Here is a 23,710-nt window from a genome sequence, read left to right on the forward strand (position 1 = left end):
GCCTGGAGGAAAGCATGGGCGCAGCAGCACAGATCGATATTCACGGCGAGAAGGGCGGCAGCAGTAAGCCGAAGTCGCCGACCGAAGCCAGCGATAGCCTGCGCTCGACCAACCTGGCAAAGCTGCTAATCGCCGTGGGTGAGGGCGAGTTCGATAGCGTCCCGACTGATTACGACATCTACCTGGACAACACACCGATCCGCGATGCCAGCGGCAACTACAACTTCCCGAACGTGAAGTGGGACTGGCGCCCGGGTTCTGTGAATCAGTCGTACATCCCTGGCATTCCGTCGGTGGAAAACGAGACCTCGTTGAACGTCGAGCTGCGCAGCGACTCGCCGTGGGTACGTTCGATTACCAATACCCAGCTTTCCGCCGTGCGCGTTCGTCTTGCATGGCCGGCACTGCAGCGGGCCGATGATGAGGGCAATGTCGGTGGTTATCGCATTCAGTATGCCATTGACGTAGCCACGGACGGTGGCGCCTATCAGCAGGTGCTCGTGGATGCAGCGGACGGTAAGACCACGACGCGCTACGAGCGCTCTCGCCGCATCGATCTGCCGGACGCCACCACGGGCTGGCAGATCCGCGTGCGCCGTCTGACCCTGAACCAGAACAGCAACAAGATTGCCGACACGATGCTAATAGCCGGCATCACCGAGGTGATCGACGCCAAGTTGCGCTACCCGAACACTGCGTTGCTCTACATCGAATTTGATGCCGAACAATTCACCAACATTCCGGCGGTGACCGTGAAGTGCAAGGCACGCCGCTGGATGGTGCCGAGCAATTACAACCCGATCTTGCGCACCTACACCGGCACGTGGGACGGCAGCATGAAATCGGCGTGGACGAACAATCCCGCCTGGATCACCTACGGCGTATGCACCGAAGACCGTTTCGGCCTCGGCAAGCGCATCAAGCCGTTCATGGTCGACAAGTGGGAGCTGTATCGGATCGCTCAGTATTGCGACCAGTTGGTGCCGAACGGATTGGCCGGCGTTGAGCCGCGTTTTCTTTGCGACATGAACCTGCAGGGCAAGGCCGATGCCTGGTCGCTGCTGCGCGATATCGCCGGCATTTATCGGGGCATGACCTACTGGGCCCAAGGCCAACTGGTGATGCAAGCCGACATGCCGCGCGCGCAGGACTTCGACTACGTGTTCACCCGGGCCAACGTCATCGACGGCAAATTCTCGTACGGCAGCGCCTCGGCGAAAACTCGTTACACCCGAGCGCTGGTCAGCTACGACAACCCAGCAAACAACTACGACACCGACGTGATCCCGTTCGCCGATCTGGATCTGCAACGGCGCTACGGCGACCGGCCGACCGAGCTGAGCGCCATCGGCTGCACCCGGGCGTCAGAGGCACAGCGCCGCGGCAAGTGGGCGATCCTCAGCAACAATCAGGATCGCACCGTGTCGTTCAAGACCGGCATGGAAGGCGTCATTCCGCTGCCGGGCCACATTATCCCTGTGGCCGACTCGCTGTTGGCGGGCCGGGAGGTAGGTGGCAGGATCTCCGTCGCGGCGGGCCGTGTGTTGACGCTTGACCGTGACACCCAGGCCAAGGCCGGTGATCGGCTCATCATCAACTTGCCGGGCGGTCGCGCCGAGGGCCGGACGGTGCAGAGAGTCAACGGCCGCTCGATCACCGTGACCACAAATTACAGCGAGCCGCCGATTGCCCAGCTTCAGTGGGCGCTGGATGCCGATGATTTGGCGATCCCGCTCTATCGCGTGCTGCGCACCAAGCGCACCACCGAGGGCGATTTTGAAATCAGCGCTCTGCAATATGAGCCAAGCAAGTTTGCCTACATCGACACCGGCGCCCGACTGGAAGAACGCCCAATCAGCGTGATTCCGATCACCGTGGTTCCGGCGCCGGCCAGCGTGACCATTGTGTCGAACTCGGCCGTGGTGCAGGGCTTGTCCGTAGCCACGATGACCATCAGCTGGCCGGCAGTGGCCGGCGCCGTCGGCTATGACATCGAATGGCGCAAGGACAGCGGCAACTGGATCAAGCTGCAGCGCACAGGGATGACGAGCGTTGACGTGGTCGGTATCTACGCTGGTGCCTATGTGGCCCGAGTCCGCGCGGTGAGTGCGTTCGATATCTCGTCGATCTGGCGAAACTCGATCCTGACCAACCTTAAAGGGAAGGACGGCTTACCGCCGGCGCTCAGCTATCTCACTGCTACGCCACTGCTATTCGGCATTTACTTGAAGTGGGGTTTCCCGGCTGGCGCCGAGGACAGCCAGCGCACGGAAATCTGGTACGGGCCGACGACGGTTCTGGAGGAGGCGACCAAGCTCACGGATCTGGCCTATCCGCAGAGCGACTTTTCCATGCTGGGCCTGCGCGCCGGGGTGACCTTCTACTTCTGGGGTCGCATCGTAGACAAGATCGGTAACATCGGGCCGTGGTATCCGATCGGTCTCGGCATTCAAGGCCAATCCAGCGGTGACGCTTCGGCTGTTCTTGAATTGATCGCAGGTCAGGTTGGAGAGACCGAGCTTGGGCAAGACATCGTCGATAAGATCAATCTTATCCCAGGTCTTCAGGCTCAAATTGATGCGTTGGATGGGCTCAAGACCTACAACCCGGACGAACCCTACGAGGAATACGACCTGGTCGTTGTCGGCAAACGGATCTATCAAGCCACCGGCCCGGTTCCCACCCAAACGCCTCCGCCGAACCCGCTCTACTGGTTAGACGTGGGCCAGACGGTCGAGACAGCCAACGGCCTCGCACAGCAGGTAGCAACCAACACGGCCGAAATCATTGACCTTGATGGCGTTGTCACCGCACAGGCCACCGCATTTCAGGCACTTCGCGCTTCTTTCCGTGACGACGACGGGGAGGGTGATTTGGCGGATGCACTGAAGGGGTGGTCGAGCACCGCGAGTATTGCCGAGGAATCGAAAGTCCGGGCTTCGGAGAATATCGCCACCGCTCGGACAGTAACGACATTGACGGCGACTGTGGATCGGAACGAGGCCAACGTCACTGACTTGAGAGAGGTCGTGGTCACCGAAAAGGAAGCCACCGCTACGGCGATCACTCAAGTAAACGTGAAGGTTGGCGAGAACACCGCTGCCATACAGGAAACGTCCACGGCGTTCGCCGATACCAGCGGCAAGCTATCGACTATGTGGTCGGTGAAGATGCAGGTCACGGCGAACGGACAATACGTGGCGGCAGGCATAGGTCTCGGTATCGAAAACACCGCCGCCGGCTTGCAGAGCCAGTTTCTGGTGAGCGCCGACCGGTTTGCCATCGTCAACACCATCGCAGGGGGTGCCATATCCATACCGTTTGCTGTACAGGGCGGCCAGGTATTCATGAATTCGGCGTTTATCGCCGACGGAACGATCACCAACGCCAAGATCGGCAGCTATATCAGTTCCACCAACTACATCGCCGGCCAGCAGGGGTGGATTCTCAGCAAGGACGGCACGCTGGAAATCAACGGGATTGTTCCAGGCCAAGGGAGGCTGGTGATTAATTCGCTCAACGTTTCCGTCTACGACGCCAATAACGTACTGCGTGTCCGTCTTGGCTATTTAGGGTGACTTATGGCTCATGGAATTAGAGTTTGGGACGAGAACGCCAGACTCACGATGGATACGAACACCTTTACGTATCAGGTGATTTGGCAGGGCGCAATCAACTTCAGCGGCACCATTTCCAGCTATACCTTGAACATCCCGGGATTCAACCCTGCCAACTGCGTGTTCATGATCATCCCGACGAGGGCACAGGACGTGCAGTCAGCTGAAACTGACGGGAGCGGGAACACCAAGTCCTACCCCTTCGTAACTACTGCGGTGGGGCAGGTGATTGTCCGGGCTGCAAACCCATTAGCGGATGCCTCGACGCTTCAATCGAGGATCGTCGCCAAAGGATACGCAATCAGGTTTTCGACATGAGTTATGGATTCCAAAGTCTCAACGACAATTTGTTTGTTCAGATCGACTCCGAAGCCCCCCGTCTATGCGTGCTGACTCAAGGCGCATATTCCGGAACTCAAAACGCCTCGGCGGTATTCGCTCGTACAGTCACAAGCCAAGATCCGCCGCTGGTGTTTATTCGACCGACTCAGACTGGCGCCATTCAGGTGCCGATATCGGTCTGGTTTACCGGCGGCCCCGGCAATTGGACTGGGTTCTCGATGAAGGCTTCGAACGTCAATGGAACACTCAGCGGACTTTATTTTGTCGCGGCATGGGCTTCCATGGGCACCGCCCGGTATGGGATGCGGCTCTGGGATGAAAACGCGTCTCTTGTCTATGACAGCGGGGCGCCGGCAGTGGTCGTGACATTTGCCGCCGGCAATTGGACTTATCTCGGAAACGAGCAACTTACTGCGGGCCGAAGGTATTTCTGGGGCATCAACAAAGCGCTCGGCGTGGGCGAATATATTTCCCTCAATTCATTCGCAATGAACTGCCAGAACGATGGTTCAGGCGGTGGCTGCGCGCTGGGCGTCGATTACGCGAATAGCCGGATCATGATGTACAGCCTTGCCTCAACAGCTTGGACAAATCAGGGCCATCGTCCATTTCTTTGCGCAAAACTTCTAGCCTGAACCCGCTGCCGCTGCGGCAATTATTTGGAGAAACTCAATGCCCTGGTACAAATCAGGAACGGTCTCGGTCGCTCAAAATTCCAATGCTGTGCTCGGCGCGGGCACCGCCTTCATTGCCAACAGTCGTGTGGGTGATGCCTTCCGTGGGCCGGACGGTGGATGGTACGAGGTGGTCAACATCGCCAGCGATACGGCCATATCAATATCACCGAATTACCAAGGTGTGACCAACGCAGCGGGCGTCTACGCTTTGGCGCCCATGCAGGGTTACGTGAAGGAATCTGCCGACGCGCTCCGGACACTGGTGAACCAATTCGGCGGGATACTGGCGGTTCTTGGGCAGACTCCCACCACGGAGGGCGTTCTGGCAGCCCTAAACCTTGCGAGCACTGACGGCCTCGCTGAGGGGGCTACCAACAAATATATGACTGCCGCTGCTGTCCGTTCAACGGACTTGACCGGCTTGAGTACGACCGATGCAAGTGCCGTGGTTGCCGCCGACGCAATCTTGGTAGCGCTCGGAAAGTTGCAAGCGCAGTCATCCGCGAAGGCATCGAGTGGCGCAAATTCCGATATCACATCTTTGACAGGGCTGACCACCGCCTTACCCATAAACATGGGGGGCACCGGTGTTTCGACTATCGCGGCGTTACTTGGTGTTTTACAAAACGCTGGGACTTACGGGAAGTTAAACGCGGTAGGCACTGTCTCGCAGGCCGGCGGAGTTCCGACTGGAGCGCTGATAGAAAGCGGCTCGAATTCGAACGGCCAATATTTGAAGTTCTCTGACGGCTCGATGATTTGTAGGGGCTCTATCAGTGAAAGCTTGGCCGTCGGCACTCCTTTTACGGGCGGATTCAGGAGTACCGGTTCTAGCTGGACATTTCCCATGCCATTCATAACGCCGCCGACGACATGCGGCACGGTACGGGCATTGTCGGCATTTAGCATGGTTCAAGGCGGTGCACCTACCGCTACGGACGCCAATTTTGCATATACAACGATCGCGTCAGCGACAGCTAGCAACCGTTCTGCTGACGTAATCGCTATTGGAAGGTGGTATTAAATGAACGTGACACTAAGCCCGCAGCGTCGTGACGACATATTAGAAGTTACAAAGATTGGTGACACCCTCACAGTTAACGGAGAGCGTTTCGACTTTTCTCCAATTGGGGATGGGGATACCCTGCCTCGCTCTGCAATTTCTTCCCTTTGGTTTGTCGGGGCGGTGGAAAGAGTAGGGGGTGAACTCACACTCACTTTTCTGTTTCCCAATCCTTGGAACTACAGTCGAGAGCAAGCCTTTCCCGAGCCTATGGTCAATGTTCCTGACGGCCTTCTGATTTTTCCAGCGCCGAATACGGCAGAAGATGAGGCTCACTCATCGGCGCCTACAGATCCCAGTGCAGCGGTGAAAGAGGGCCTCATTGATTGGTCTCAATTGATCACCAAGGCCATGAAGGAAGCATTGCTTCGAGAGGAGCAGTTGACGAAGGCTAAATCTGAGCTTTTCGAAAAAAATGATCGCGCGGCAGTGCAAATCTCTCGCATCCAAGATCGGGTCGAAACTATTGGATATGGCGTTGCTCTCGGCGAAGCCACTGAAGAAGACAAATCAGAACTTGTCGATCTTACCGCCACCTTAGAAGCTTGGAAGTCCTACAAGTACAAACTGGGCAAGGTGACAGGTCTGGTCGGATGGTTCGAATCGCCGGCTTGGCCGACTGAACCACCAGTGCCGGAAATCGCTGCATCGCCTATGTTGGCAGCCCCTCAGACAGCCTGATTCATATCAAGTATTCGCCACCCGCCATCGAGCGGGATTTTTTTTGCCTGGAGAAAATTTATGACTGCAACAGAACGAGACCGCGACATCCTCGCCCGAACACTGTGGGGCGAGGCGCGCGGCGAATCGATTGCCGGGCAACTCGCCGTGGCCTGGACGATCCGCAACCGGGTCAATGACGGCAAGACCAAGTCTTGGTGGGGCGAGGGCTACGCCGGGGTTTGCCAGAAGCCCTATCAATTCAGTTGCTGGAACAAGAACGATCCGAACTTCGCCTACCTGAGTGGCGCGAAGCAGATCCCGTTCCGCGAACTGGACCAAGCGCGCATCGCTGCTGACCAAGTGATCGACGGGAAGGTGCCGGATCCCACCGGCGGGGCCACGCACTATTACGCGATCAGCATGAAGACGCCGCCAGCTTGGGCAGCGAAGGCAAAGCAGACCTTGAAGCTGGGCGGGCATGTCTTCTTTATGGATGTGCCGTGAGCGACCGCAATCAATCAATCGGTAGGCCGGTTCGGGGATCCTTGCCGGTTATCTGCCGGAGCTTGGCATAGAGCTCGCTTAGCTCCTTATTCATTGCCATCAGTTGCCAGTTGCTGCGGTTCTCGATCTCAGTCCCGCGCCGGTCAGCGTCGGCGGCATCGCTCTTGGCTGTTGTCAGTTGCGAGCGCAGCGCATCTCGCTCGCCTGCCACTTCGGCATGCATCTCCACCAGCTTGAAGATTTTCTCCCGCGCCTGGCGCAACTGCAGGTTCAGCTCCGCAACCTCGTTCTCGTAGAGCAGGATCTGATGCCGGCAGGTTTCGAGCGGTGTCGGATTTCCGAGCCAATCGTCTGTTTCTTCTATATAGAGGGGATCCACGGGAATGCCTTGCTGATACTGTTTGGATATACAGTAATCGAGGCGCGGCGATCAGGCGAGGAGGAGGTGACGAACTGTAGCGATGCGGCTACTTTCGACCATGAGCGGGCACTTACGTTTTAAGGTGGATGGATCCTTTCGGGCTCGAAGTGCCCTTCTCGATAGCGGGACAAGAAGTGATCGAGTCGCCACGCATCTTTCGACTATGGGTACTGTCACGCGTCCCATCCATCTTGCTCAAGGCCGTCCAAAACGGATTCATAGAACGCCAATCCCAAGTCTGCGCAGGTTTGGACGGATGCCAGCGTGATATCGTGGCCCGCATGGGTACGTGGCACAGCATAAGTCTGATCGCGATTTTTGACCGTCTTCAGGCGAAGTTCGGCCCTCACCGCCCCTCTCTGAAAGCCCGGTGGTGGTGGCACGTCCATCGTGACGCCGTTTATCGTGATTTTCGGATTTCGCACTCGCATGCTGGGATCTCTAATCGAGACGTTCTCGAAACCGCCTGGCATGACGCCAGTCGTTTCTTCATGTCGATGTTCGTCCACATGACGAGCTTGTGAAAGGTATCGAATTAACTCATCGGACTTTAAAGCGGCCTTTACACGCTTCACGTGTGGGGAATTGAAGAACTTAGGGTCGCCCTTCAAGCTGGACTCAGTCTTGTTCCAAAAACGCGTGAGACGACCTATAAACTCTTTCCAGTGTGTATCTTCTTCGTCAGGACTGGATGCGGACTTGAGCCCCTCAAGCGCTTTCCTTGCAAGTGCGATCTCTTTGCGTGCCGCAACCAGTTTTATACCTGCCACACCTTTTTCTCCGATTGATTCAGCGTTGTAGAAGAATACAAGCACTGTATGCCGGAGGGTATATTGAATCCATCTCTTGCCGGAAGGTTCGCATTCGCAATTGGGTCTAGATCCAACATCTGAATTGGCCCTGCTTCCAGACGCCAGCACCGGCAGCTTAGGATAGTCAGTCGGGTGTCATCAAAACCGCAAGCGTCATCTTGATGAACTCTTCGTTGTGGTCAATGGCGAATAGTGCGGCGCGCACGTTCTCGGCCACGTCCGCCGAGCCACGCTCTTCGACCCACTTCGTGAGTTCCATGATGGCGGCTTCGAGCGCGAGCTGGTTCTGGTTGATCTTGAAGAGCAGGGAAGGGAGCAGATCGGCGTTGTTCATGGGATTTCCTCCGTGGAAGAAATCAGCGTAGCAGGGGATTTGGAAGATCGGCAGAACGCCGGGAAGGGAAAGTACTGTAGGAAAATACAGCGCTAAGTTATTGATTCTTATAGGGCGTACGGGCAGATTTACGCTTCTTGATTTACAGCGACTTTCCTTTGTTTTTCATGAGGTTAGGTGACTTTCGGGGTCACCTTGACATGGTGGGGGTCGTTGGTTCGAGTCCAATCGCGCCTACCAAACAAAATCCGCTCTGCTGGGCGGTCTAGAGGGGTTACCGGAAACGGTAACCCCTTTTTGCTTTCTGCGATTTGCGAAACCTTCGCAAAACTGCGACCCCAGAACGCCAGCCCTGTGCCATAAGAGCTCATAAGGCGTTGACGCTACGTAGCTTGAACAGATTGAGCCCCCGGGATCTTTGCCCGCACGCGTAACGGCGCATGTCCGGAAATTCAACCCATTGAAACTTCTCTCCTGGCGGGATGATCTCCTAAGCATCAGCCAATAGTGAGATCAAATATGAATTGCTATCTATGCGGGCTAAAAGGGCAGCAGTCCGAGAATTATCAGGACGGCGAGCTTGTCAGTTGTTCTGACTGTGGCACCTACAAGATTTCAAATCTTGTACTGAAAGAGCTGAAAACCAGGGCGTTCGATTTCTCGAAAATGCGTGACGACTTGCATCGCCAGCGGCAGTTCAACGCTACCTCTGTCGCCCAGATCAATACAGAGACGGCCATCTGGGCCTGAACCTGCCGCTGCGTCGATAGCGACTGCAGACGATTTCGCCAAGCGGGCAGGTTGGGCGTATGGGTATCTGGTCAATCGAGACCTTGAAAATAGTTCGAATATTGAAAGGGTTACGATTGCTTTTAACTGACCGGTTATCAAAAAAATATTGTGACAAGCCATCCGAATCAGTAAAATTCACCCCGCGTTCACCACCACGGTTTATGCATTTTCAATCCCAAGCTTCCATCAGCTGCTTGGGATTTTTTTTGTCTGCGATTTAGGTTCCGCGTGCCAGCCATCTCGCTTGAAGAGACCGGTTCGGGCAAGCCTGCCGATTTTCAACTACTACTGTCTGGCCGATTTCCAACGCTTGATAGGGTGTTCATCGATGCTGACTCACTGGATTCTTGCAGCGATCCATCTACTGGCTTTTGCCATGGGGTTTTGGGCCGTGCTGGTTCGTGGCACTGCGTTTAATCGCCTCGCCGCTGGAGCGGGGGACGTTCATCGGGTATTGCGTGCTGACAATATTTGGGGGCTTTCTGCGCTGGTTTTATTGGTCTCTGGTGGGATTCGGGCTTTTGGTGGGTTTGAAAAGGGCTCCGACTATTATCTGCACCAGCCGCTGTTCCATTTGAAGATGACGTTGCTGGTGGTGATTCTTTTGCTCGAGCTCATGCCGATGGTTGCACTGATAAAGTGGCGAATCGCATTGGCACGGGGCGCGGCTGTCGATACGGGTCGAGCCCGACGCTTTGCGCGGATCAGTCACGTCGAGGCCGTGCTGTTGGTTTTGATGATGTTCGCCGCAACGGGAATGGCGCGGGGAATTTCATTCGTCTAGGACGCTAATTCCTGTCGTTCTATCGGAATAGTCCGACAGCCAGCCGCAGGAATGGCAGGTAAGATCGGTCGCAGGAAATGTTTGAAGGGAACTGGCTTGGCAAGCGCCATGGCCGGGAAAGTCGGCGCGTAAGGAGATACTGCGCGTAAATCTTTAGCCAGCCATCACGGTAAGGCAAACGGGCTGGCTACTGACTGCGAGAAGACTCAGGGCGTTTGTGGCTTGTCCGGGGCGGTGAGGCCCGCTTGGATGCGCTGATAGATTTCCTCGCGATGCACTGCAACGTTTTTCGGTGCGTTGATGCCGATGCGCACTTGCTGGCCGCTAACGCCCAGGATGGTGATCGTAATGTCGTCGCCAATGTTTATGCTTTCACCGACTTTGCGGGTGAGTATCAGCATGGTCTTCTCCTTGATTGCTTTGTAGGGCACCTGATTCAGACAGTGCAGAGGTCGGTGGTACGTATAGATTAGTGCGAAGTCTCACGTTTTGGGTGCCTCTTTCTGACGCGCAGAAGCGACATTAATTCCCAGGGCGTAACTATACAGAGGCCGCAATCATCAATCTCGTTGTTTTGTGCCCATTTTGCGGCACTCGCAAAGTATTCATGGGTGTTAAAATCCCCGCTTTCGACATTGAGAGGGAAGCCTTGTGCGCAAATTGGTCTGGGTGATCGCAGTATTGGCATTGGCAGGCTGTGATCAGCGCAAGAATGTTGAGCCACAAAAGACGCAATCGGCAGCAGTGGCAACGCCTGCGGCAGCCGCTGCCCCGCAGTGGGATCTCGAGGTCAGAGGCGAGACCACCCAGGCAGTCAGCGACTTGAGCGGCTGGCTGATTGAGCATGCGTTTATCCCCACTGTCGTCAAGGATGGTAGTGGTAAGACGCGAATTCTGGTCGGGCCGTTCAATTCAAAAGCTGAGGCTCAATCCCGTCAGGTGGAATTGACCGCAGCATTGGTCAAAGCCAAAAAACAGAATATTGAGTCTCTGATTGTCGAGCGCTCGGTCGCGCAGTAAACGATCTGTTTGGCGCAGTCGCCTGAAAAACCAAAAGGGCCTCGGATGTTCAGCTCCGAGGCCCTTTTTTGTGCGACAGATCAGCCGCAGGATTTCATGTTGACCGGGCCGACAAAGTCATTCCCCCGTCCCATCACGCAAGCGACGGTTTGGTTGCGTTGACGCTCCCAGTCCTGAACCGGGTAGGTCTTGTTCCACGCTTCATATAGCTGCCGATCCTGTCTTGATATTTTCAAGCCGTACTGCTTGCTCATATAAAAGTAGGTTCGAGCGATCATGCCGCGGATAGAAGGACGGGGCATGACTTTTTTGGCCTTGAAGTCGACTTGAGTCAGGCACGAACCGTATTGACCTGATTGCACCGGCAGCCATCCATAGCTGAAATTACTCCGATCGCCGTTGACCTCGCCAATGCTGGGCACCAGGTTGTGCAGGTCGGCCTCAGCTTTTTGATAGGTCGGATCATAGCGCGTACAGTTCTTGCGCCCGCCAGCCTGCCAGCACTGGCGTTGATGACCGATTTGCCAGGCCGGCACAATATGTTCCCACTCGATGCGCGATGCGCGCTTGGCGTTTTTGCGCGGGACATAACCGCATGCGGCGAGGTCGACCTTGTTGCCGGTATATTTACAGCCACAGTAAAACTCCGTGGACTGCGGCGCATAGAGCTTCCAGGCAACCTTCTTGGCTTCGTTAAATGTTCGGGGAGCACCGGCATGGGCACTCGCGGTGATGAGCAGTAACAGCAAAGCAAAACAGCGGACAATCATCGACTCAATCTTCCTTCGGCACTACCCAGAAAATCTGCACGCCACCATCGTCGCGGTAGGCGAGGGTGACGTTATCGTTCTCGTCGATTTCTTTGAGCAATTGCTCCCAGTCGTCCTGTGGTTCATCGGGCAGGCGAAAGATCAGCGCGGCCTTGGCTTTCTGTGCAGTAGGGGAATTGATTATTTTTTGAACGCGAATGCCCATGCGTGCGTAAGCGTCTGGAGCGTCGGAAGAACTGGCCACTAGATTATCCTTATTAAGCTGTACGTGCATACAGTATTTAACTGTAGGCATTTTCGCAACTGCTTAAAATTCAAGAAGATCCTCTGACAACGTCTTTACCGGTTTGGTGTAGGCATATCGGTTTTTTTTGCTGGGGGAGATTTACGGAAGGCGTGCACCGCTCGATGAAAAAAGAGCGGCACAACGATGCCCGACCGAGAACCGGTCGGGCGAAAGCAGATCAGTATTCCCAGAACATCCGCTGCAGTTCTTTGCTGTCAGTGGTCTTGGTCAAAGCGACCATTGCCAGGATGCGCGCTTTCTGTGGATTCAGATCGTGAGCAACGACCCAGTCATACTTGTCGTCAGGTTGTTCGGCATTGCGCAGCACAAACCCGCCGGCATTAACATGAGAGGAGCGAATGATCTGTACGCCATCCTTGCGCAGTGCTTGCAGCGCAGGCACGACACGGGAGGATACCGAACCGTTGCCAGTGCCTGCGTGGATGATCGCTTTGGCACCGGATTGCGCCAATGCCTTGTAGGCGGTGTCGCTTACGTTGCCGTAGGAATAGGCGATTTCTACATCAGGAAGGCTCTTGATGTTCTTGATGTCGAATTCCGAATCCATGGTGTGGCGCTTGGCTGGCAAGCGGAACCAGTAGGACTTGCCTTCAACGACCATCCCGAGTGGGCCCCAAGCACTTTTGAACGCCTCGGTTTTGATGTTGACCGTCTTGCTGACGTCGCGACCGGACTGGATTTCATCGTTCATGGTCACCAGTACGCCTTTGCCGCGGGCTTCTTTGCTGCTGGCAACGGCCACTGCGTTGTACAGATTGAGCATGCCGTCGGCCGACATTGCGGTGCCTGGACGCATGGAACCAACGACGATGATCGGCTTGTCGGTTTTCTCGACCAGGTTCAGGAAGTAGGCGGTCTCTTCCAGCGTATCGGTGCCGTGAGTAATGACGATGCCATCGACATCCTTGCTGTCAGCCAATTCAGCGACGCGACGACCCAGTTGCAGGAGGTTGTCGTTGGTGATGCTTTCGGAGGCGATCTGCATGACTTGCTCGCCGCGCACGTTTGCCAGTTTGCTCAGCTCTGGAATGCCGGCGATCAATTGTTCCACGCCAACCTTGGCGGCCTGATAAGTGGCGCTATTGGCAGCGCTGGCCCCAGCGCCCGCGATGGTGCCGCCAGTGGCGAGTACGACAACGTTGGCCAGTTTGTTCTGGGTTTCGACTTCTTTCGCCTGAAGGGCGGTGGGCAGGAGCAGCAAAAGGGCGAGGGCGCCCGGTACCAAAGTGTTGAAAGCAGATTTCATTATTTTTCTCTCTAGTGGTGAGACGGTGCTAATGCATGTTCATCTAGATGCGCCCCTGGCTTATCTGTATGCCGGGGGTGCAAGAAGAGAGCAGGATGTGTACCAGTCGGATCTCAATTAAATAAAATGTTTATGTTACTGATTTAAAAAGAAAAATATTTTGCACGGCGATGATTTTTTGGTGCTGAGCGTCCGGCTTCCCGAACAAATGTCAGCTTTCTGTTCGGCTGTCCGAAAGAGCTACAGATCCTCCAGCAAATAAGTGCTTGCGATAATGAGCGCCGGGACTAAAGAAACCCTCGCCCTGGCCGATGCGTCTTCAAAGGATTTTCAATCAAGGAGTTCACATGTCGTTGACCATCGGTTTTCCCAACGCCAGCGCAGTCACCATCGGCGGCAAGTCCACGAGCACGGTCGATGCCCTGAGTGATGCAGCAGCCGAAACCGCTTCCCAGTCGCTGGGTGAGAACGAGAAGAAAACCGTGAGGGCAGGCGGTGCGGCTGCGGAGGAGAAAAAATCCGACGGCGGGGATGGGCAGAGCATCGCAGTGAAGACGCTGCTTAAGCGAATGCAGGAATTGCAGAAGCAACTGCAAGAGCAGCAACAGCAGTTGGCGGCAGCTCAGTCCGCAAGCTACCCGACACCAGAAGCCAAGGCAGCGGCCGTCATGAGCATTCAGGGTCAAATCGCCGACACTAGCGGCGCGCTTTCCCAAGTTACCGGAAATCTGGTTAAGGAACTGGCCAAGGATTCCAGCAGTGGAGGGTTGGTCAACACCACGGCCTGACGCTGGGGTGAACCAAAGCGAATCGAGTAACAGAAAGTGAAGATTTCTTGTCGTTGACAAATGGCGCCAGGATTCGCATAGTTCGGTCTACGCAAACGTTTGCGAGGCACCCATCCGCAAGTGCCGAGCATACGCCAGCAAAAGCATTGCTCACAATAATCATAAGATCGGAGTGAACCCTATGAAGCTGCCATTCGCTGGACGTCTTCTTGCTGTCGCCATGCTGGCTGCAGCGTCCGCTGCACTGCCTGTCTCTTCGGCCTTCGCCGAATCTCCTGAAAAACCGAAAGTCGCACTGGTCATGAAGTCTCTTGCCAACGAATTCTTCCTGACCATGGAAGACGGCGCAAAGGCCTATCAGAAAGAACACTCCGCCGATTTTGAATTGATCTCCAACGGCATCAAGGACGAAACCGATACCGCGAACCAAATCCGTATCGTTGAGCAAATGATCGTTTCCAAAGTCGATGCGCTGGTGATCGCCCCGGCGGACTCCAAAGCCATGGTGCCGGTGATCAAGAAAGCCGTGGACGCAGGCATCACCGTGATCAACATCGATAACCAGCTCGATCCCGAGGTGGTGAAAAGCAAAAATATCAATGTGCCTTTCGTCGGTCCGGACAACCGCAAGGGCGCGCGGCTTGTGGGCGAATACCTGGCCAAACAACTCAAGGCCGGTGACGAAGTGGGCATCATCGAAGGTGTTTCCACCACCACCAACGCTCAGGCTCGTACCGCAGGCTTCAAGGATGCTATGGCAGCGGCGCAGATCAAGGTCGTGGCGCTGCAGTCCGGTGATTGGGAGATCGACAAAGGCAACAAAGTCGCCGCTTCCATGATCAGCGAATACCCGAACATCAAAGCACTGTTGGCCGGTAACGACAGCATGGCCGTCGGTGCGGTTTCCGCTGTTCGCGCTGCCGGCAAGGCAGGCCAGGTGAAGGTCGTCGGTTACGACAACATCAACGCCATCAAGCCAATGCTCAAAGATGGTCGAGTGCTCGCGACGGCGGATCAATTCGCAGCGAAGCAAGCGGTGTTCGGCATCGAGACTGCTCTGAAGATCATCAAGGGCGAAAAAGTCGATAGCGGTGCCAATGGCGTGATCGAAACACCGGTCGAGCTGGTCACGCAGTAACCTTCTGGCGACACAGCGGCACTCGCCCGTCCGGGCGGGTGCATGGAGAGTTTTATGTCAGTTTCCATCCCGAACGCTGTCCTCTCGGTCAGTGGTGTCGGTAAGACTTATGCCCAGCCCGTCCTCACGAATATCGATCTGACGCTGATGCGCGGTGAAGTGCTGGCGCTGACCGGCGAAAACGGCGCCGGCAAAAGCACGCTGTCGAAGATCATCGGCGGCCTGGTCACGCCGACCACGGGCCAGATGCAGTTTCAGGGCCGGGAATATCGTCCCGCCAGTCGCGCACAAGCAGAAGCGCTGGGCGTGCGCATGGTCATGCAAGAGCTCAATTTGCTACCGACCCTGTCGGTGGCGGAAAACCTGTTTCTCGATAACTTGCCGAGCAACGGTGGCTGGATCAGTCGCAAGCAACTGCGCGAAGCCGCTATTGATGCCATGGCGCAAGTCGGTCTGGATGCCATTGACCCGGATACTCTCGTCGGCGAGCTGGGCATCGGCCACCAGCAAATGGTCGAAATCGCACGCAACCTTATCGGCGATTGCCATGTGCTGATCCTTGATGAGCCGACCGCAATGTTGACCGCCCGGGAAGTTGAAATGCTCTTTGAGCAAATCACCCGGTTGCAGGCTCGCGGCGTCTCGATCATCTACATTTCCCATCGACTTGAAGAGTTGGCGCGGGTTGCACAACGCATCGCGGTGCTGCGCGACGGCAATCTGGTATGCGTTGAGCCGATGGCCAACTACAACAGCGAGCAGCTCGTCACGCTGATGGTCGGACGAGAGCTGGGCGAGCACATCGACATGGGGGTTCGCAGCATCGGTGCCCCGGCATTGACGGTCAACGGCTTGACCCGTTCCGACAAGGTTCGCGATGTGTCCTTTGAAGTGCGTGCCGGCGAGATTTTCGGTATTTCCGGATTGATCGGGGCAGGGCGCACCGAGCTGTTGAGGCTGATCTTTGGCGCAGACGTTGCCGACAGCGGCACCGTATCCCTCGGCTCCCCCGCGAAAGTGGCAAATATCCGTTCGCCCGTCGATGCGGTTCGCCACGGTATCGCGTTGATCACCGAAGACCGTAAGGGTGAAGGCTTGCTGTTGAGCCAGTCAATCAGCGCGAACATAGCGCTGGGAAACATGCCGGAAATCTCCAGCGTGGGCTTCGTCAATAATGGCGATGAAGATTCCCTTGCCCGACGTCAGATCGATGCCATGCGCATCCGCAGTTCCAGCCCTGCACAGCTTGTGTCGGAGTTGTCCGGCGGCAATCAGCAGAAGGTCGTGATCGGTCGCTGGCTTGAGCGCGACTGTTCCGTGCTGCTGTTCGATGAGCCGACCCGAGGTATCGACGTCGGGGCCAAGTTCGACATCTATGCATTGCTTGGCGAATTGACCCGCCAGGGTAAAGCATTGGTGGTGGTGTCCAGCGATCTGCGCGAATTAATGCTGATCTGCGACCGCATCGGCGTGCTGTCCGCCGGGCGGCTGATCGATACCTTCGAGCGCGACAACTGGACTCAGGATGACTTGCTCGCAGCAGCATTCGCCGGCTATCAAAAACGTGATGCGCTGCTCAATGAAGCGGCGCCTAGGGATCTCCCATGAAAACCGCATCTTCCATCGGCAAACGTAGTGGCAATTTTTATGGCCTCGGCACCTATCTGGGTTTGGCGGGCGCCTTGCTGGCGATGGTGGCGCTGTTCTCGGTACTGAGCAGTCACTTTTTGTCTTACAGCACGTTCAGCACCTTGGCGAATCAGATTCCCGACTTAATGGTGCTCGCGGTTGGCATGACCTTCGTATTGATCATCGGCGGCATCGACCTGTCGGTAGGCTCTGTGCTGGCATTGGCCGCCTCGACAGTCAGTGTGGCTATTCTCGGATGGGGCTGGAGTGTGTTTCCGGCTGCCCTGTTGGGCATGGCGGTCGCCGCTTTGGCGGGCACCATCACCGGCTCGATTACCGTGGCATGGCGGATACCGTCCTTCATCGTTTCGCTTGGCGTGCTGGAAATGGCCCGAGGCGTTGCCTATCAGATGACCGGATCGCGCACGGCATATATCGGCGATGCGTTCGCCTGGCTGTCAAATCCCATTGCGTTCGGTATTTCGCCGTCGTTCATCATTGCCTTGCTGGTCATTTTCATCGCTCAGGCGGTGCTCACCCGGACTGTGTTCGGACGTTATCTGATCGGTATTGGCACCAATGAGGAGGCGGTGCGCCTGGCCGGGATCAATCCGAAACCCTACAAAATTCTGGTGTTCAGCCTAATGGGGTTGCTGGCCGGTATCGCCGCACTGTTTCAGATTTCGCGTCTGGAGGCTGCCGACCCGAATGCAGGTTCCGGCCTCGAACTGCAAGTCATCGCGGCTGTGGTTATCGGCGGTACCAGCCTGATGGGCGGCCGTGGATCGGTAATCAGTACATTTTTTGGTGTGCTGATCATCTCTGTGTTGGCGGCAGGACTGGCCCAGGTCGGTGCAAGCGAACCGACCAAACGCATCATCACCGGCGCGGTCATCGTCATCGCTGTGGTGCTTGACACTTATCGCAGTCAGCGCGCAAGCCGGCGGATCTGAAAGATGGCAACGATCAAGGATGTGGCGGCGCTCGCGGGGATTTCCTATACGACCGTGTCCCATGTGGTGAACAAGACGCGGCCGGTGAGCGAAGAGGTGCGGGTGAAAGTCGAGGCCGCAATCAAAACGCTCGATTATGTGCCCAGCGCCGTAGCCCGCTCGCTGAAAGCGAAGACAACGGCCACCATCGGCCTGCTGGTGCCTAACAGCCTTAACCCTTACTTCGCCGAACTGGCGCGGGGAATAGAGGATTATTGCGAGCGCAATGGCTATTGCGTGATCCTCTGCAACTCCGACGATGACCCAGACAAACAGCGCAGCTACCTGCGGGTTTTGCTGGAAAAACGTATCGACGGTTTGATCGTCGCCTCTGCCGGTGGCGACATTGGCCTGGCCCAAGGTTTGGCGGGCGTTAAAACCCCGATGGTAATCGTTGACCGTGGACTGGACGGTGTCGATGCGGATCTGGTGCGTATCGATCACGAATACGGCGCCTACCTTGCTACCCGGCATCTGCTTGAGTTGGGCCATCGCGATATTGCCACCATTGGTGGTCCGGCGAGTACCAGTGTCGCGCAGATGCGTCAGGCCGGGTTTTGCAGGGCTCTGAAAGAGGCGGGTATCGAAGTGTCGAGCGAACGCATGCTTGAGAGCGATTTCACCAGCCCAGGCGGTTACAACGCAGCTGCGCTTTTACTCGATCGTACGCCACCGAGCGCAATCTTTGCGGGTAATGACATGATCGGCATCGGGGTCTTACGTGCTGCGGCCGAGCGCAATATTCGCGTACCTGCCGAGCTGTCGGTGATCGGTTTCGACGATATCCAGATGAGTCGTTACGTTTATCCGGCGCTGACAACTGTCGGCCAGTCGATCCTGCAACTGGGCGAGATGGCGGCGGAAGTTTTGCTGCGGCGAATCGCTAATCCTGCTTTGGCCACGGATCAGCGGATCGTAACCCCGAGTATTGTCTTGCGCGAATCGACGGCGCCACTGGCCGGCGTATTCACCGAATACCGCTGAAAACCGAATTGATGAGTAGTGATGTATGCCAACGAATGTAGTGGTAATAGGCAGTCTGAACATGGACCTGGTCACCCGGGCGCCACGGCTTCCCCGTGGAGGCGAAACACTGATTGGACATTCGTTCGCCACTGTTTCCGGTGGTAAGGGCGCCAACCAGGCAGTGGCCGCTGCTCGCCTCGGCGCGCAGGTGGCCATGATCGGTTGTGTCGGAAACGATGCCTATGGTGCGCAATTGCGTGATGCGTTGTTGGTCGAGCAGATCGACTGTCAGGCCGTCAGCACGGTTGACGATTCCAGCGGTGTCGCGCTGATCGTTGTCGATGACAACAGCCAGAATGCCATTGTTATCGTTGCTGGTGCCAACGGCGCAATGACCCCCGCTGTCATTGAACGCTTCGATTCTGTGTTGCAGGCTGGCGATGTGATCATCTGTCAGCTCGAAGTGCCCGACGCTACGGTCGGCCATGCGCTCAAGCGCGGGCGTGAACTGGGCAAAACCGTCATTCTCAATCCGGCCCCCGCGAGTCGCCCGCTTCCGGGAGATTGGTATGGCGCCGTTGATTACTTGATTCCCAACGAAAGCGAAGCCTCTATTTTGAGCGGTTTGCCGGTGGACTCGCCGGAGAGCGCTGAAAAAGCCGCCGCGCAATTGATATCGATGGGAGCGGGCAAGGTGATTGTCACGCTTGGCGCTCAAGGTGCGCTATTCGCCGATGGCGCGACCTTCGAACACTTCCCGGCGCCCAAGGTGAAAGCCGTCGACACCACGGCCGCTGGCGACACGTTTGTCGGTGGTTTTGCCGCAGCGCTGGCGTGCGGTAAAACCGAGGCCGAGGCGATTCGATTCGGGCAAGTCGCCGCCGCTCTGTCGGTCACCCGTGCGGGAGCGCAACCCTCCATTCCAACGCAGTCCGACGTACAGGCCTTTAAAACCGCATGAAAAAGACTCCTTTGCTCAATGTTGCCTTGTCCCGGCTGATTGCATCCCTGGGTCATGGCGACATGGTTGTGATTGGCGATGCCGGCCTGCCTGTTCCCCCCGGCGTCGAGCTGATCGACCTTGCCTTGACCCATGGAGTGCCTGATTTCGTCAGTACTTTGAAAGTTGTGCTGAGCGAAATGCAGGTCGAAAGCCATGTGCTGGCTGAAGAGATCATCGACAAGCGGCCCACCGCACTAGCGACGCTGGACGAGCTTGATGCAGAGGGTGCGCTCGGACGGCGAGAGTTGCTCGCGCACGAGCAGTTCAAAGTACTCAGCCGACAAGCTCGGGCGATTGTTCGTACAGGCGAATGTCAGCCGTACTGCAACATTATCCTGCTGGCCGGGGTAACGTTCTGACGGGTACCAACCCGTTTTTGTTTTCTAACGCACAAGGAACGCGCCATGCATCGCTATGCTAAAAAACTGCACCAACTGCTTGGGAGTTTGCTGCTTTTGTCCCTGATAACCGCAACCAGCGCCCAGGCGGCGGAAAAGATTGACCTGATCATCGACACCGACCCGGGTGCCGATGATGTTGTCGCATTGTTATTTGCACTGGCCTCGCCTGACGAATTGAATATTCGTGCGCTGACCACCGTGGCCGGTAATGTTCGTCTCGACAAGACGTCGCGCAATGCCCGCCTGGCAAGAGAGTGGGCGGGGCGCGAGGATGTTCCTGTCTATGCCGGTGCGCCTGGGCCGTTGATGCGCACACCGATTTACGCCGAGAACATCCATGGCAAAGAAGGCCTGTCGGGAGTAGCGGTGCATGAGCCGAAGAAGGGCCTTGCCGAAGGCAATGCGGTCAGTTATTTGATCGATACCTTGAAGAAAGCCAAGCCACATAGCATCACCATCGCCATGCTCGGGCCGCAGACCAACCTGGCGCTGGCGCTGATCCAGGAGCCGGAGATCGTTCAGGGCATCAAGGAAGTGGTGATCATGGGAGGCGCGCATTTCAATGGCGGCAATATCACCCCGGTCGCGGAATTCAACCTTTACGCAGATCCACAAGCCGCTGAGGTGGTGCTCAAAAGCGGCGTGAAACTGACTTATCTGCCGCTGGATGTGACGCACAAGATTCTCACCAGTGATGCGCGCCTGAAGCAGATTGCTGCGCTGAACAACAATGCGGGCAAAATCGTCGGCGATATTCTCAACGAATACATCAAAGGGGATATGGAGCACTACGGCATTCCGGGTGGCCCGGTGCATGACGCGACTGTCGTGGCTTATCTGCTCAAGCCTGAATTATTTACTGGTCGTTCCGTGAATGTGGTCGTCGATAGCCGTGAGGGGCCGACATTCGGTCAAACCATCGTCGATTGGTACGATGGCTTGAAAGCACCGAAGAATGCGTTCTGGGTGGAAAACGGCAACGCCCAAGGCTTCTTCGACCTACTGACAGAGCGCCTGAAGCGTTTGAAGTAAGCTTGCCCGCAGGCTTTTGCCTGCGGGACTCAATCCCGCGCTGTGGCTGCTTTGCTCAGGTGCTCGCCGGAATACCTCTCGAACACCTGGGCGACGAAGGTCTGTGCGCCCTGAGTACCAAGCTCTTTAACCAACAGTTCGATGCCAATCAGCGCCAACTCCTCCGCGCTGCCGGGACTGTACGAGCTATGCCCTTGTGGCCACTTGGCGTTGATGTTGGCGTCGATGCTTACGGTGGTCATGGTGGCGCTCGAGAATGGAAAAGTTCAGATGTCGAAGTTAACCATTTTGTCGGGCGTTTGGCACTGCGACTTAGGCATGAGCCCAGTGCTATGCGACACTTGGTCTTTTCATGTAAATCAAGGATCGTTCAGTGCAGATCGATTTGAGTTCACCTGACGCGCTGACCGTTGAAGCTGTCCGCCAACTTCTCGCGTCGGCCAGTGATGATCAACACACTCAGCTGCGTGTAACGAAGGACGGTATTGCTTACATTTCCACGGGCATTGTGGGCGGTATCGACATCGACGGTCTGTCGTTTCGCCTGGAAACCTGGGCCAAAGGCTCAGGTTACGTCGGGAACGTTGCGGCCAGCGACGAGGTCTGGGTGATGCAGATTTACAATGCATTGAAAGAGAACTGGCCGAATCCGCCTTACGATTACATTGATGTTTATTGAGACCGTTAATATCCGGTGACGATTGCGCGGTGAATCATGAGGCGATGCTCATGCAAACTTGCCGTTTACCTGGGTCAAGGGGTCGGGCGAAAGTGCTCGGTGTGAAACCAAAGACCGGATTGGCGGTCGCACGATCTCAGCACAATTATTGGAAAAAGGAGGCTTCAATGCCTTGGAAACTCGCGTCACTGGGTACTTTTATGGCCGTTGCCATGCTGGCCGGTTGCAGTACGACCTCCAGCGATTCGGTAGATGAAACCGTCGCGACCGATGCCGGTCACAGCCGCTGCGAAGCAAAGTCTGCGGAGTTTGCCATTGGCAAAAAGGCCTCGCCCGCGCTTTTGGAGCAAGCGCGTACCAAGGCTGGCGCGCAGAACGCGCGTTTCCTCAAGCCGGATGACATGGTGACGCTCGAGTACCGCTCCGACCGCCTGAACCTGAATACGGATAACAATCTGACCGTCACGCGCGTCAATTGCGGATAAAGCTTTCCAGCTTTATCAAGGTCATAAAAAACCCCGTCACATGGACGGGGTTTTTTTAGTGCGCCGAGAAATTACTCTGGGCGAACTTGTGCAGCTTGCATACCCTTTTGGCCTTTCTCAGCCACGAAGGAGACGGTCTGGCCTTCTTTCAGGCTTTTGAAACCGTCAGATTCGATAGCTTTGAAGTGTACGAACAGGTCGTCACCGCCACCTTGAGGAGTGATGAAGCCGAAGCCTTTTTCATCGTTGAACCATTTAACGGTGCCGGTTTGGCGATTAGACATGGTGTATCTCCAAGAAACATATATTTTCAGTAGTACTGTGCTGCTCAGGCCAACTGGGCACACCCGGGTATCATAGTCGAAATGTTCAGTTTGTAAGCCCCCCGGACGTGCTGTTTGCCAATCAGTCGTGTTTACTTTACCGCTTGTTTCGGCTGAAAGCCCCGGTTTAAAAGGCTTCGCGCTGATCGTAAAGACCTTAAAAAAAGCTGTAAAACCTGCATAAATCGTGTGAAAAGGCTCAAATTCGAGACGTTTTAAGCGTTAACCGATGCTCAAAATGCCTTGCTCGATCATTTTTTTGCGGGGGTATTGGCCTTGCATTTGGCGATCTGTCCCAACGCTTTTTGTTGCAGTTCTGGTGTGGCTTTATTGTCCATCAGCGCCGTAATGTCGCTGGCAGGATAGGATTTGATGGCGTCCGCGCCACAGGCGCAGTGAGATTTAGCGGCGGCAGCGCCAATTTGAGGGGTAGCTGCCTGCGTGCATTGAGCCATGTATTTTTCGCGCTCACCCTTGGGCCAGTCGGCATGGGCGCTCAGCGGCAGCAGCAAAACAAAGGGGGCGACTACGGCGAACAGCTTATTCAGACGCATGCGAGGATGCTCCTTGTGGGTCAATGTCTTGTTATCTGAGGGCTTAATGGCCGATCAAGTTCATCACTCTGGCATAAAACGGACGATTTGCCTGCGTATGAGAGCGTGATGCGTCGACGACCGCTCATCTGTGCTAGGATGCCCGGCTCGTGCGGTCTGCAAGCTTCGATGACCTTCAGTCCCGGTGGCGGCAACTGCGCGCGAATCTCGATTTGAATCCCAGTCACTCTGGTTCGGTTTTCCGGTTGGCCGCAAGGCTCCTGCCGCTGTAAGGCAGGCGTTCGTCATTGAATGGCCTGGACCGGATCTTGTACTGGCTCATCCCAACCCACGTGACCTTTGGTAGGGGTCACCACTAGGAGAGGAGG

At 56.1% G+C, this 23,710-nt stretch carries 29 protein-coding genes; 19 read left to right on the forward strand and 10 right to left on the reverse strand.

The annotated features are described in order from the left end of the window. Positions 1-14: 14 nt before the first annotated feature. The 6 genes from GIW69_RS17605 to GIW69_RS17630 are packed head-to-tail and all read left to right on the forward strand — an operon-like array spanning position 15 to position 6,866. Positions 15-3,578, forward strand: a complete 3,564-nt coding sequence (locus GIW69_RS17605) for a TipJ family phage tail tip protein (protein WP_236484073.1) — start codon at positions 15-17, stop codon at positions 3,576-3,578. 48 nt (positions 3,579-3,626) lie between these two features. Beyond that, positions 3,627-3,935 carry a hypothetical protein gene (locus tag GIW69_RS17610; protein ID WP_236484074.1) on the forward strand — a complete coding sequence of 103 codons (309 nt, stop codon included), beginning with the start codon at positions 3,627-3,629 and terminating at the stop codon, positions 3,933-3,935. Next, positions 3,932-4,594 carry a hypothetical protein gene (locus tag GIW69_RS17615; RefSeq protein WP_236484075.1) on the forward strand — a complete coding sequence of 221 codons (663 nt, stop codon included), beginning with the start codon at positions 3,932-3,934 and terminating at the stop codon, positions 4,592-4,594. Before GIW69_RS17610 ends, GIW69_RS17615 begins: the two co-directional genes overlap by 4 nt. A gap of 37 nt (positions 4,595-4,631) precedes the next feature. Continuing rightward, positions 4,632-5,660 (forward strand): phage tail protein, encoded by a 1,029-nt coding sequence (locus GIW69_RS17620; protein ID WP_236484076.1) that lies wholly within the window; start codon positions 4,632-4,634, stop codon positions 5,658-5,660. Beyond that, complete coding sequence (locus GIW69_RS26425) at positions 5,661-6,380, forward strand: hypothetical protein (RefSeq protein WP_496570933.1); 720 nt, start codon at positions 5,661-5,663, stop codon at positions 6,378-6,380. Between the two features lie 60 nt (positions 6,381-6,440). After that, on the forward strand, positions 6,441-6,866 hold the full coding sequence (locus tag GIW69_RS17630; protein ID WP_236484077.1) for a cell wall hydrolase: 426 nt from the start codon (positions 6,441-6,443) through the stop codon (positions 6,864-6,866). A gap of 10 nt (positions 6,867-6,876) precedes the next feature. Here the strand turns inward: GIW69_RS17630 and GIW69_RS17635 are convergent, their stop codons facing one another. The 3 genes from GIW69_RS17635 to GIW69_RS17645 form a co-directional block, all read right to left on the reverse strand. Then, positions 6,877-7,245, reverse strand: coding sequence for a hypothetical protein (locus tag GIW69_RS17635; RefSeq protein ID WP_236484078.1), 369 nt, complete (start codon positions 7,243-7,245; stop codon positions 6,877-6,879). A 215-nt stretch (positions 7,246-7,460) separates the two neighbouring features. Further along, positions 7,461-8,102, reverse strand: coding sequence for a hypothetical protein (locus tag GIW69_RS17640; protein WP_236484079.1), 642 nt, complete (start codon positions 8,100-8,102; stop codon positions 7,461-7,463). Between the two features lie 121 nt (positions 8,103-8,223). Then, positions 8,224-8,433, reverse strand: a complete 210-nt coding sequence (locus tag GIW69_RS17645; RefSeq protein WP_236484080.1) for a hypothetical protein — start codon at positions 8,431-8,433, stop codon at positions 8,224-8,226. 519 nt (positions 8,434-8,952) lie between these two features. Between GIW69_RS17645 and GIW69_RS17650 the strand changes: the two genes are divergently transcribed. After that, positions 8,953-9,183 carry a hypothetical protein gene (locus GIW69_RS17650; protein ID WP_236484081.1) on the forward strand — a complete coding sequence of 77 codons (231 nt, stop codon included), beginning with the start codon at positions 8,953-8,955 and terminating at the stop codon, positions 9,181-9,183. Between the two features lie 370 nt (positions 9,184-9,553). Beyond that, on the forward strand, positions 9,554-10,009 hold the full coding sequence (locus tag GIW69_RS17655; protein ID WP_236484082.1) for a DUF2214 family protein: 456 nt from the start codon (positions 9,554-9,556) through the stop codon (positions 10,007-10,009). Positions 10,010-10,215: 206 nt separating this feature from the next. Here GIW69_RS17655 and csrA read toward each other — a convergent pair whose 3' ends face one another. Then, on the reverse strand, positions 10,216-10,410 hold the full coding sequence (gene csrA, locus GIW69_RS17660) for a carbon storage regulator CsrA (RefSeq protein ID WP_003179932.1): 195 nt from the start codon (positions 10,408-10,410) through the stop codon (positions 10,216-10,218). Between the two features lie 250 nt (positions 10,411-10,660). Between csrA and GIW69_RS17665 the strand changes: the two genes are divergently transcribed. Further along, positions 10,661-11,029 (forward strand): SPOR domain-containing protein, encoded by a 369-nt coding sequence (locus GIW69_RS17665; RefSeq protein ID WP_236484083.1) that lies wholly within the window; start codon positions 10,661-10,663, stop codon positions 11,027-11,029. Between the two features lie 80 nt (positions 11,030-11,109). Here the strand turns inward: GIW69_RS17665 and GIW69_RS17670 are convergent, their stop codons facing one another. The 3 genes from GIW69_RS17670 to GIW69_RS17680 form a co-directional block, all read right to left on the reverse strand. Then, positions 11,110-11,799 (reverse strand): endonuclease I family protein, encoded by a 690-nt coding sequence (locus GIW69_RS17670; RefSeq protein ID WP_236484084.1) that lies wholly within the window; start codon positions 11,797-11,799, stop codon positions 11,110-11,112. Positions 11,800-11,803: 4 nt separating this feature from the next. Next, positions 11,804-12,094 (reverse strand): DUF1654 domain-containing protein, encoded by a 291-nt coding sequence (locus tag GIW69_RS17675; RefSeq protein WP_236484085.1) that lies wholly within the window; start codon positions 12,092-12,094, stop codon positions 11,804-11,806. Positions 12,095-12,263: 169 nt separating this feature from the next. After that, positions 12,264-13,352 carry an asparaginase gene (locus GIW69_RS17680; RefSeq protein WP_236484086.1) on the reverse strand — a complete coding sequence of 363 codons (1,089 nt, stop codon included), beginning with the start codon at positions 13,350-13,352 and terminating at the stop codon, positions 12,264-12,266. Positions 13,353-13,699: 347 nt separating this feature from the next. On the opposite strand from GIW69_RS17680, the gene GIW69_RS17685 reads away from it, so the two are divergent. From GIW69_RS17685 to GIW69_RS17720, 8 genes are all read left to right on the forward strand, one after another. Next, positions 13,700-14,140: a hypothetical protein gene (locus GIW69_RS17685; protein WP_236484087.1), complete on the forward strand. Its 441-nt coding sequence runs from the start codon at positions 13,700-13,702 to the stop codon at positions 14,138-14,140. Positions 14,141-14,321: 181 nt separating this feature from the next. Beyond that, on the forward strand, positions 14,322-15,278 hold the full coding sequence (locus GIW69_RS17690) for a sugar ABC transporter substrate-binding protein (protein WP_236484088.1): 957 nt from the start codon (positions 14,322-14,324) through the stop codon (positions 15,276-15,278). A 54-nt stretch (positions 15,279-15,332) separates the two neighbouring features. Continuing rightward, entirely contained in the window at positions 15,333-16,886 is a 1,554-nt protein-coding gene (locus GIW69_RS17695; protein ID WP_236484089.1) for a sugar ABC transporter ATP-binding protein, read from the forward strand. After that, positions 16,883-17,860, forward strand: coding sequence for an ABC transporter permease (locus tag GIW69_RS17700; RefSeq protein ID WP_236484090.1), 978 nt, complete (start codon positions 16,883-16,885; stop codon positions 17,858-17,860). Before GIW69_RS17695 ends, GIW69_RS17700 begins: the two co-directional genes overlap by 4 nt. A gap of 3 nt (positions 17,861-17,863) precedes the next feature. Then, a complete protein-coding gene (locus GIW69_RS17705) occupies positions 17,864-18,883 on the forward strand; it encodes a LacI family DNA-binding transcriptional regulator (protein WP_236484091.1) in 1,020 nt (339 codons plus the stop codon). A 25-nt stretch (positions 18,884-18,908) separates the two neighbouring features. Beyond that, positions 18,909-19,826: a ribokinase gene (rbsK, locus tag GIW69_RS17710; RefSeq protein ID WP_236484092.1), complete on the forward strand. Its 918-nt coding sequence runs from the start codon at positions 18,909-18,911 to the stop codon at positions 19,824-19,826. Next, positions 19,823-20,227 carry a D-ribose pyranase gene (rbsD, locus tag GIW69_RS17715; protein ID WP_236484093.1) on the forward strand — a complete coding sequence of 135 codons (405 nt, stop codon included), beginning with the start codon at positions 19,823-19,825 and terminating at the stop codon, positions 20,225-20,227. The genes rbsK and rbsD overlap by 4 nt, the downstream gene beginning before the upstream one ends. Positions 20,228-20,272: 45 nt before the next feature. Continuing rightward, on the forward strand, positions 20,273-21,301 hold the full coding sequence (locus GIW69_RS17720; protein WP_236484094.1) for a nucleoside hydrolase: 1,029 nt from the start codon (positions 20,273-20,275) through the stop codon (positions 21,299-21,301). 29 nt (positions 21,302-21,330) lie between these two features. Here GIW69_RS17720 and GIW69_RS17725 read toward each other — a convergent pair whose 3' ends face one another. Further along, the gene (locus GIW69_RS17725; RefSeq protein ID WP_236484095.1) at positions 21,331-21,543 is read right to left on the reverse strand and encodes a hypothetical protein; all 213 of its coding nucleotides are present in this window, start codon (positions 21,541-21,543) and stop codon (positions 21,331-21,333) included. A 131-nt stretch (positions 21,544-21,674) separates the two neighbouring features. Here GIW69_RS17725 and GIW69_RS17730 point away from each other — a divergent pair, with 131 nt between their 5' ends. Together GIW69_RS17730 and GIW69_RS17735 are read left to right on the forward strand one after the other, a co-directional pair. Next, positions 21,675-21,980 (forward strand): hypothetical protein, encoded by a 306-nt coding sequence (locus tag GIW69_RS17730; protein WP_236484096.1) that lies wholly within the window; start codon positions 21,675-21,677, stop codon positions 21,978-21,980. A 167-nt stretch (positions 21,981-22,147) separates the two neighbouring features. Beyond that, positions 22,148-22,465 carry an I78 family peptidase inhibitor gene (locus GIW69_RS17735; protein WP_236484097.1) on the forward strand — a complete coding sequence of 106 codons (318 nt, stop codon included), beginning with the start codon at positions 22,148-22,150 and terminating at the stop codon, positions 22,463-22,465. Positions 22,466-22,536: 71 nt separating this feature from the next. Here GIW69_RS17735 and GIW69_RS17740 read toward each other — a convergent pair whose 3' ends face one another. Further along, a complete protein-coding gene (locus tag GIW69_RS17740) occupies positions 22,537-22,749 on the reverse strand; it encodes a cold-shock protein (RefSeq protein ID WP_003179963.1) in 213 nt (70 codons plus the stop codon). A 290-nt stretch (positions 22,750-23,039) separates the two neighbouring features. Continuing rightward, complete coding sequence (locus tag GIW69_RS17745; RefSeq protein ID WP_236484098.1) at positions 23,040-23,342, reverse strand: hypothetical protein; 303 nt, start codon at positions 23,340-23,342, stop codon at positions 23,040-23,042. Positions 23,343-23,710: the final 368 nt, after the last annotated feature.

It is taken from the genome of Pseudomonas syringae (genome assembly GCF_021605415.1).
GTDB classification, from domain to species: domain Bacteria; phylum Pseudomonadota; class Gammaproteobacteria; order Pseudomonadales; family Pseudomonadaceae; genus Aquipseudomonas; species Aquipseudomonas syringae_S.

What these genes read in the sequence shown, in the direction of transcription:
- GIW69_RS17605 (WP_236484073.1), top strand. Translation starts at nt 15, where the DNA reads ATGGGCGCAGCAGCACAGATCGATATTCACGGCGAGAAGGGCGGCAGC.
- GIW69_RS17610 (WP_236484074.1), top strand. Translation starts at nt 3,627, where the DNA reads ATGGATACGAACACCTTTACGTATCAGGTGATTTGGCAGGGCGCAATC.
- GIW69_RS17615 (WP_236484075.1), top strand. Translation starts at nt 3,932, where the DNA reads ATGAGTTATGGATTCCAAAGTCTCAACGACAATTTGTTTGTTCAGATC.
- GIW69_RS17620 (WP_236484076.1), top strand. Translation starts at nt 4,632, where the DNA reads ATGCCCTGGTACAAATCAGGAACGGTCTCGGTCGCTCAAAATTCCAAT.
- GIW69_RS26425 (WP_496570933.1), top strand. Translation starts at nt 5,661, where the DNA reads ATGAACGTGACACTAAGCCCGCAGCGTCGTGACGACATATTAGAAGTT.
- GIW69_RS17630 (WP_236484077.1), top strand. Translation starts at nt 6,441, where the DNA reads ATGACTGCAACAGAACGAGACCGCGACATCCTCGCCCGAACACTGTGG.
- GIW69_RS17645 (WP_236484080.1), bottom strand. Translation starts at nt 8,433, where the DNA reads ATGAACAACGCCGATCTGCTCCCTTCCCTGCTCTTCAAGATCAACCAG.
- GIW69_RS17650 (WP_236484081.1), top strand. Translation starts at nt 8,953, where the DNA reads ATGAATTGCTATCTATGCGGGCTAAAAGGGCAGCAGTCCGAGAATTAT.
- GIW69_RS17655 (WP_236484082.1), top strand. Translation starts at nt 9,554, where the DNA reads ATGCTGACTCACTGGATTCTTGCAGCGATCCATCTACTGGCTTTTGCC.
- csrA (WP_003179932.1), bottom strand. Translation starts at nt 10,410, where the DNA reads ATGCTGATACTCACCCGCAAAGTCGGTGAAAGCATAAACATTGGCGAC.
- GIW69_RS17670 (WP_236484084.1), bottom strand. Translation starts at nt 11,799, where the DNA reads ATGATTGTCCGCTGTTTTGCTTTGCTGTTACTGCTCATCACCGCGAGT.
- GIW69_RS17675 (WP_236484085.1), bottom strand. Translation starts at nt 12,094, where the DNA reads ATGCCTACAGTTAAATACTGTATGCACGTACAGCTTAATAAGGATAAT.
- GIW69_RS17680 (WP_236484086.1), bottom strand. Translation starts at nt 13,352, where the DNA reads ATGAAATCTGCTTTCAACACTTTGGTACCGGGCGCCCTCGCCCTTTTG.
- GIW69_RS17685 (WP_236484087.1), top strand. Translation starts at nt 13,700, where the DNA reads ATGTCGTTGACCATCGGTTTTCCCAACGCCAGCGCAGTCACCATCGGC.
- GIW69_RS17690 (WP_236484088.1), top strand. Translation starts at nt 14,322, where the DNA reads ATGAAGCTGCCATTCGCTGGACGTCTTCTTGCTGTCGCCATGCTGGCT.
- GIW69_RS17695 (WP_236484089.1), top strand. Translation starts at nt 15,333, where the DNA reads ATGTCAGTTTCCATCCCGAACGCTGTCCTCTCGGTCAGTGGTGTCGGT.
- GIW69_RS17700 (WP_236484090.1), top strand. Translation starts at nt 16,883, where the DNA reads ATGAAAACCGCATCTTCCATCGGCAAACGTAGTGGCAATTTTTATGGC.
- GIW69_RS17705 (WP_236484091.1), top strand. Translation starts at nt 17,864, where the DNA reads ATGGCAACGATCAAGGATGTGGCGGCGCTCGCGGGGATTTCCTATACG.
- rbsK (WP_236484092.1), top strand. Translation starts at nt 18,909, where the DNA reads ATGCCAACGAATGTAGTGGTAATAGGCAGTCTGAACATGGACCTGGTC.
- rbsD (WP_236484093.1), top strand. Translation starts at nt 19,823, where the DNA reads ATGAAAAAGACTCCTTTGCTCAATGTTGCCTTGTCCCGGCTGATTGCA.
- GIW69_RS17720 (WP_236484094.1), top strand. Translation starts at nt 20,273, where the DNA reads ATGCATCGCTATGCTAAAAAACTGCACCAACTGCTTGGGAGTTTGCTG.
- GIW69_RS17725 (WP_236484095.1), bottom strand. Translation starts at nt 21,543, where the DNA reads ATGACCACCGTAAGCATCGACGCCAACATCAACGCCAAGTGGCCACAA.
- GIW69_RS17735 (WP_236484097.1), top strand. Translation starts at nt 22,148, where the DNA reads ATGCCTTGGAAACTCGCGTCACTGGGTACTTTTATGGCCGTTGCCATG.
- GIW69_RS17740 (WP_003179963.1), bottom strand. Translation starts at nt 22,749, where the DNA reads ATGTCTAATCGCCAAACCGGCACCGTTAAATGGTTCAACGATGAAAAA.
- GIW69_RS17745 (WP_236484098.1), bottom strand. Translation starts at nt 23,342, where the DNA reads ATGCGTCTGAATAAGCTGTTCGCCGTAGTCGCCCCCTTTGTTTTGCTG.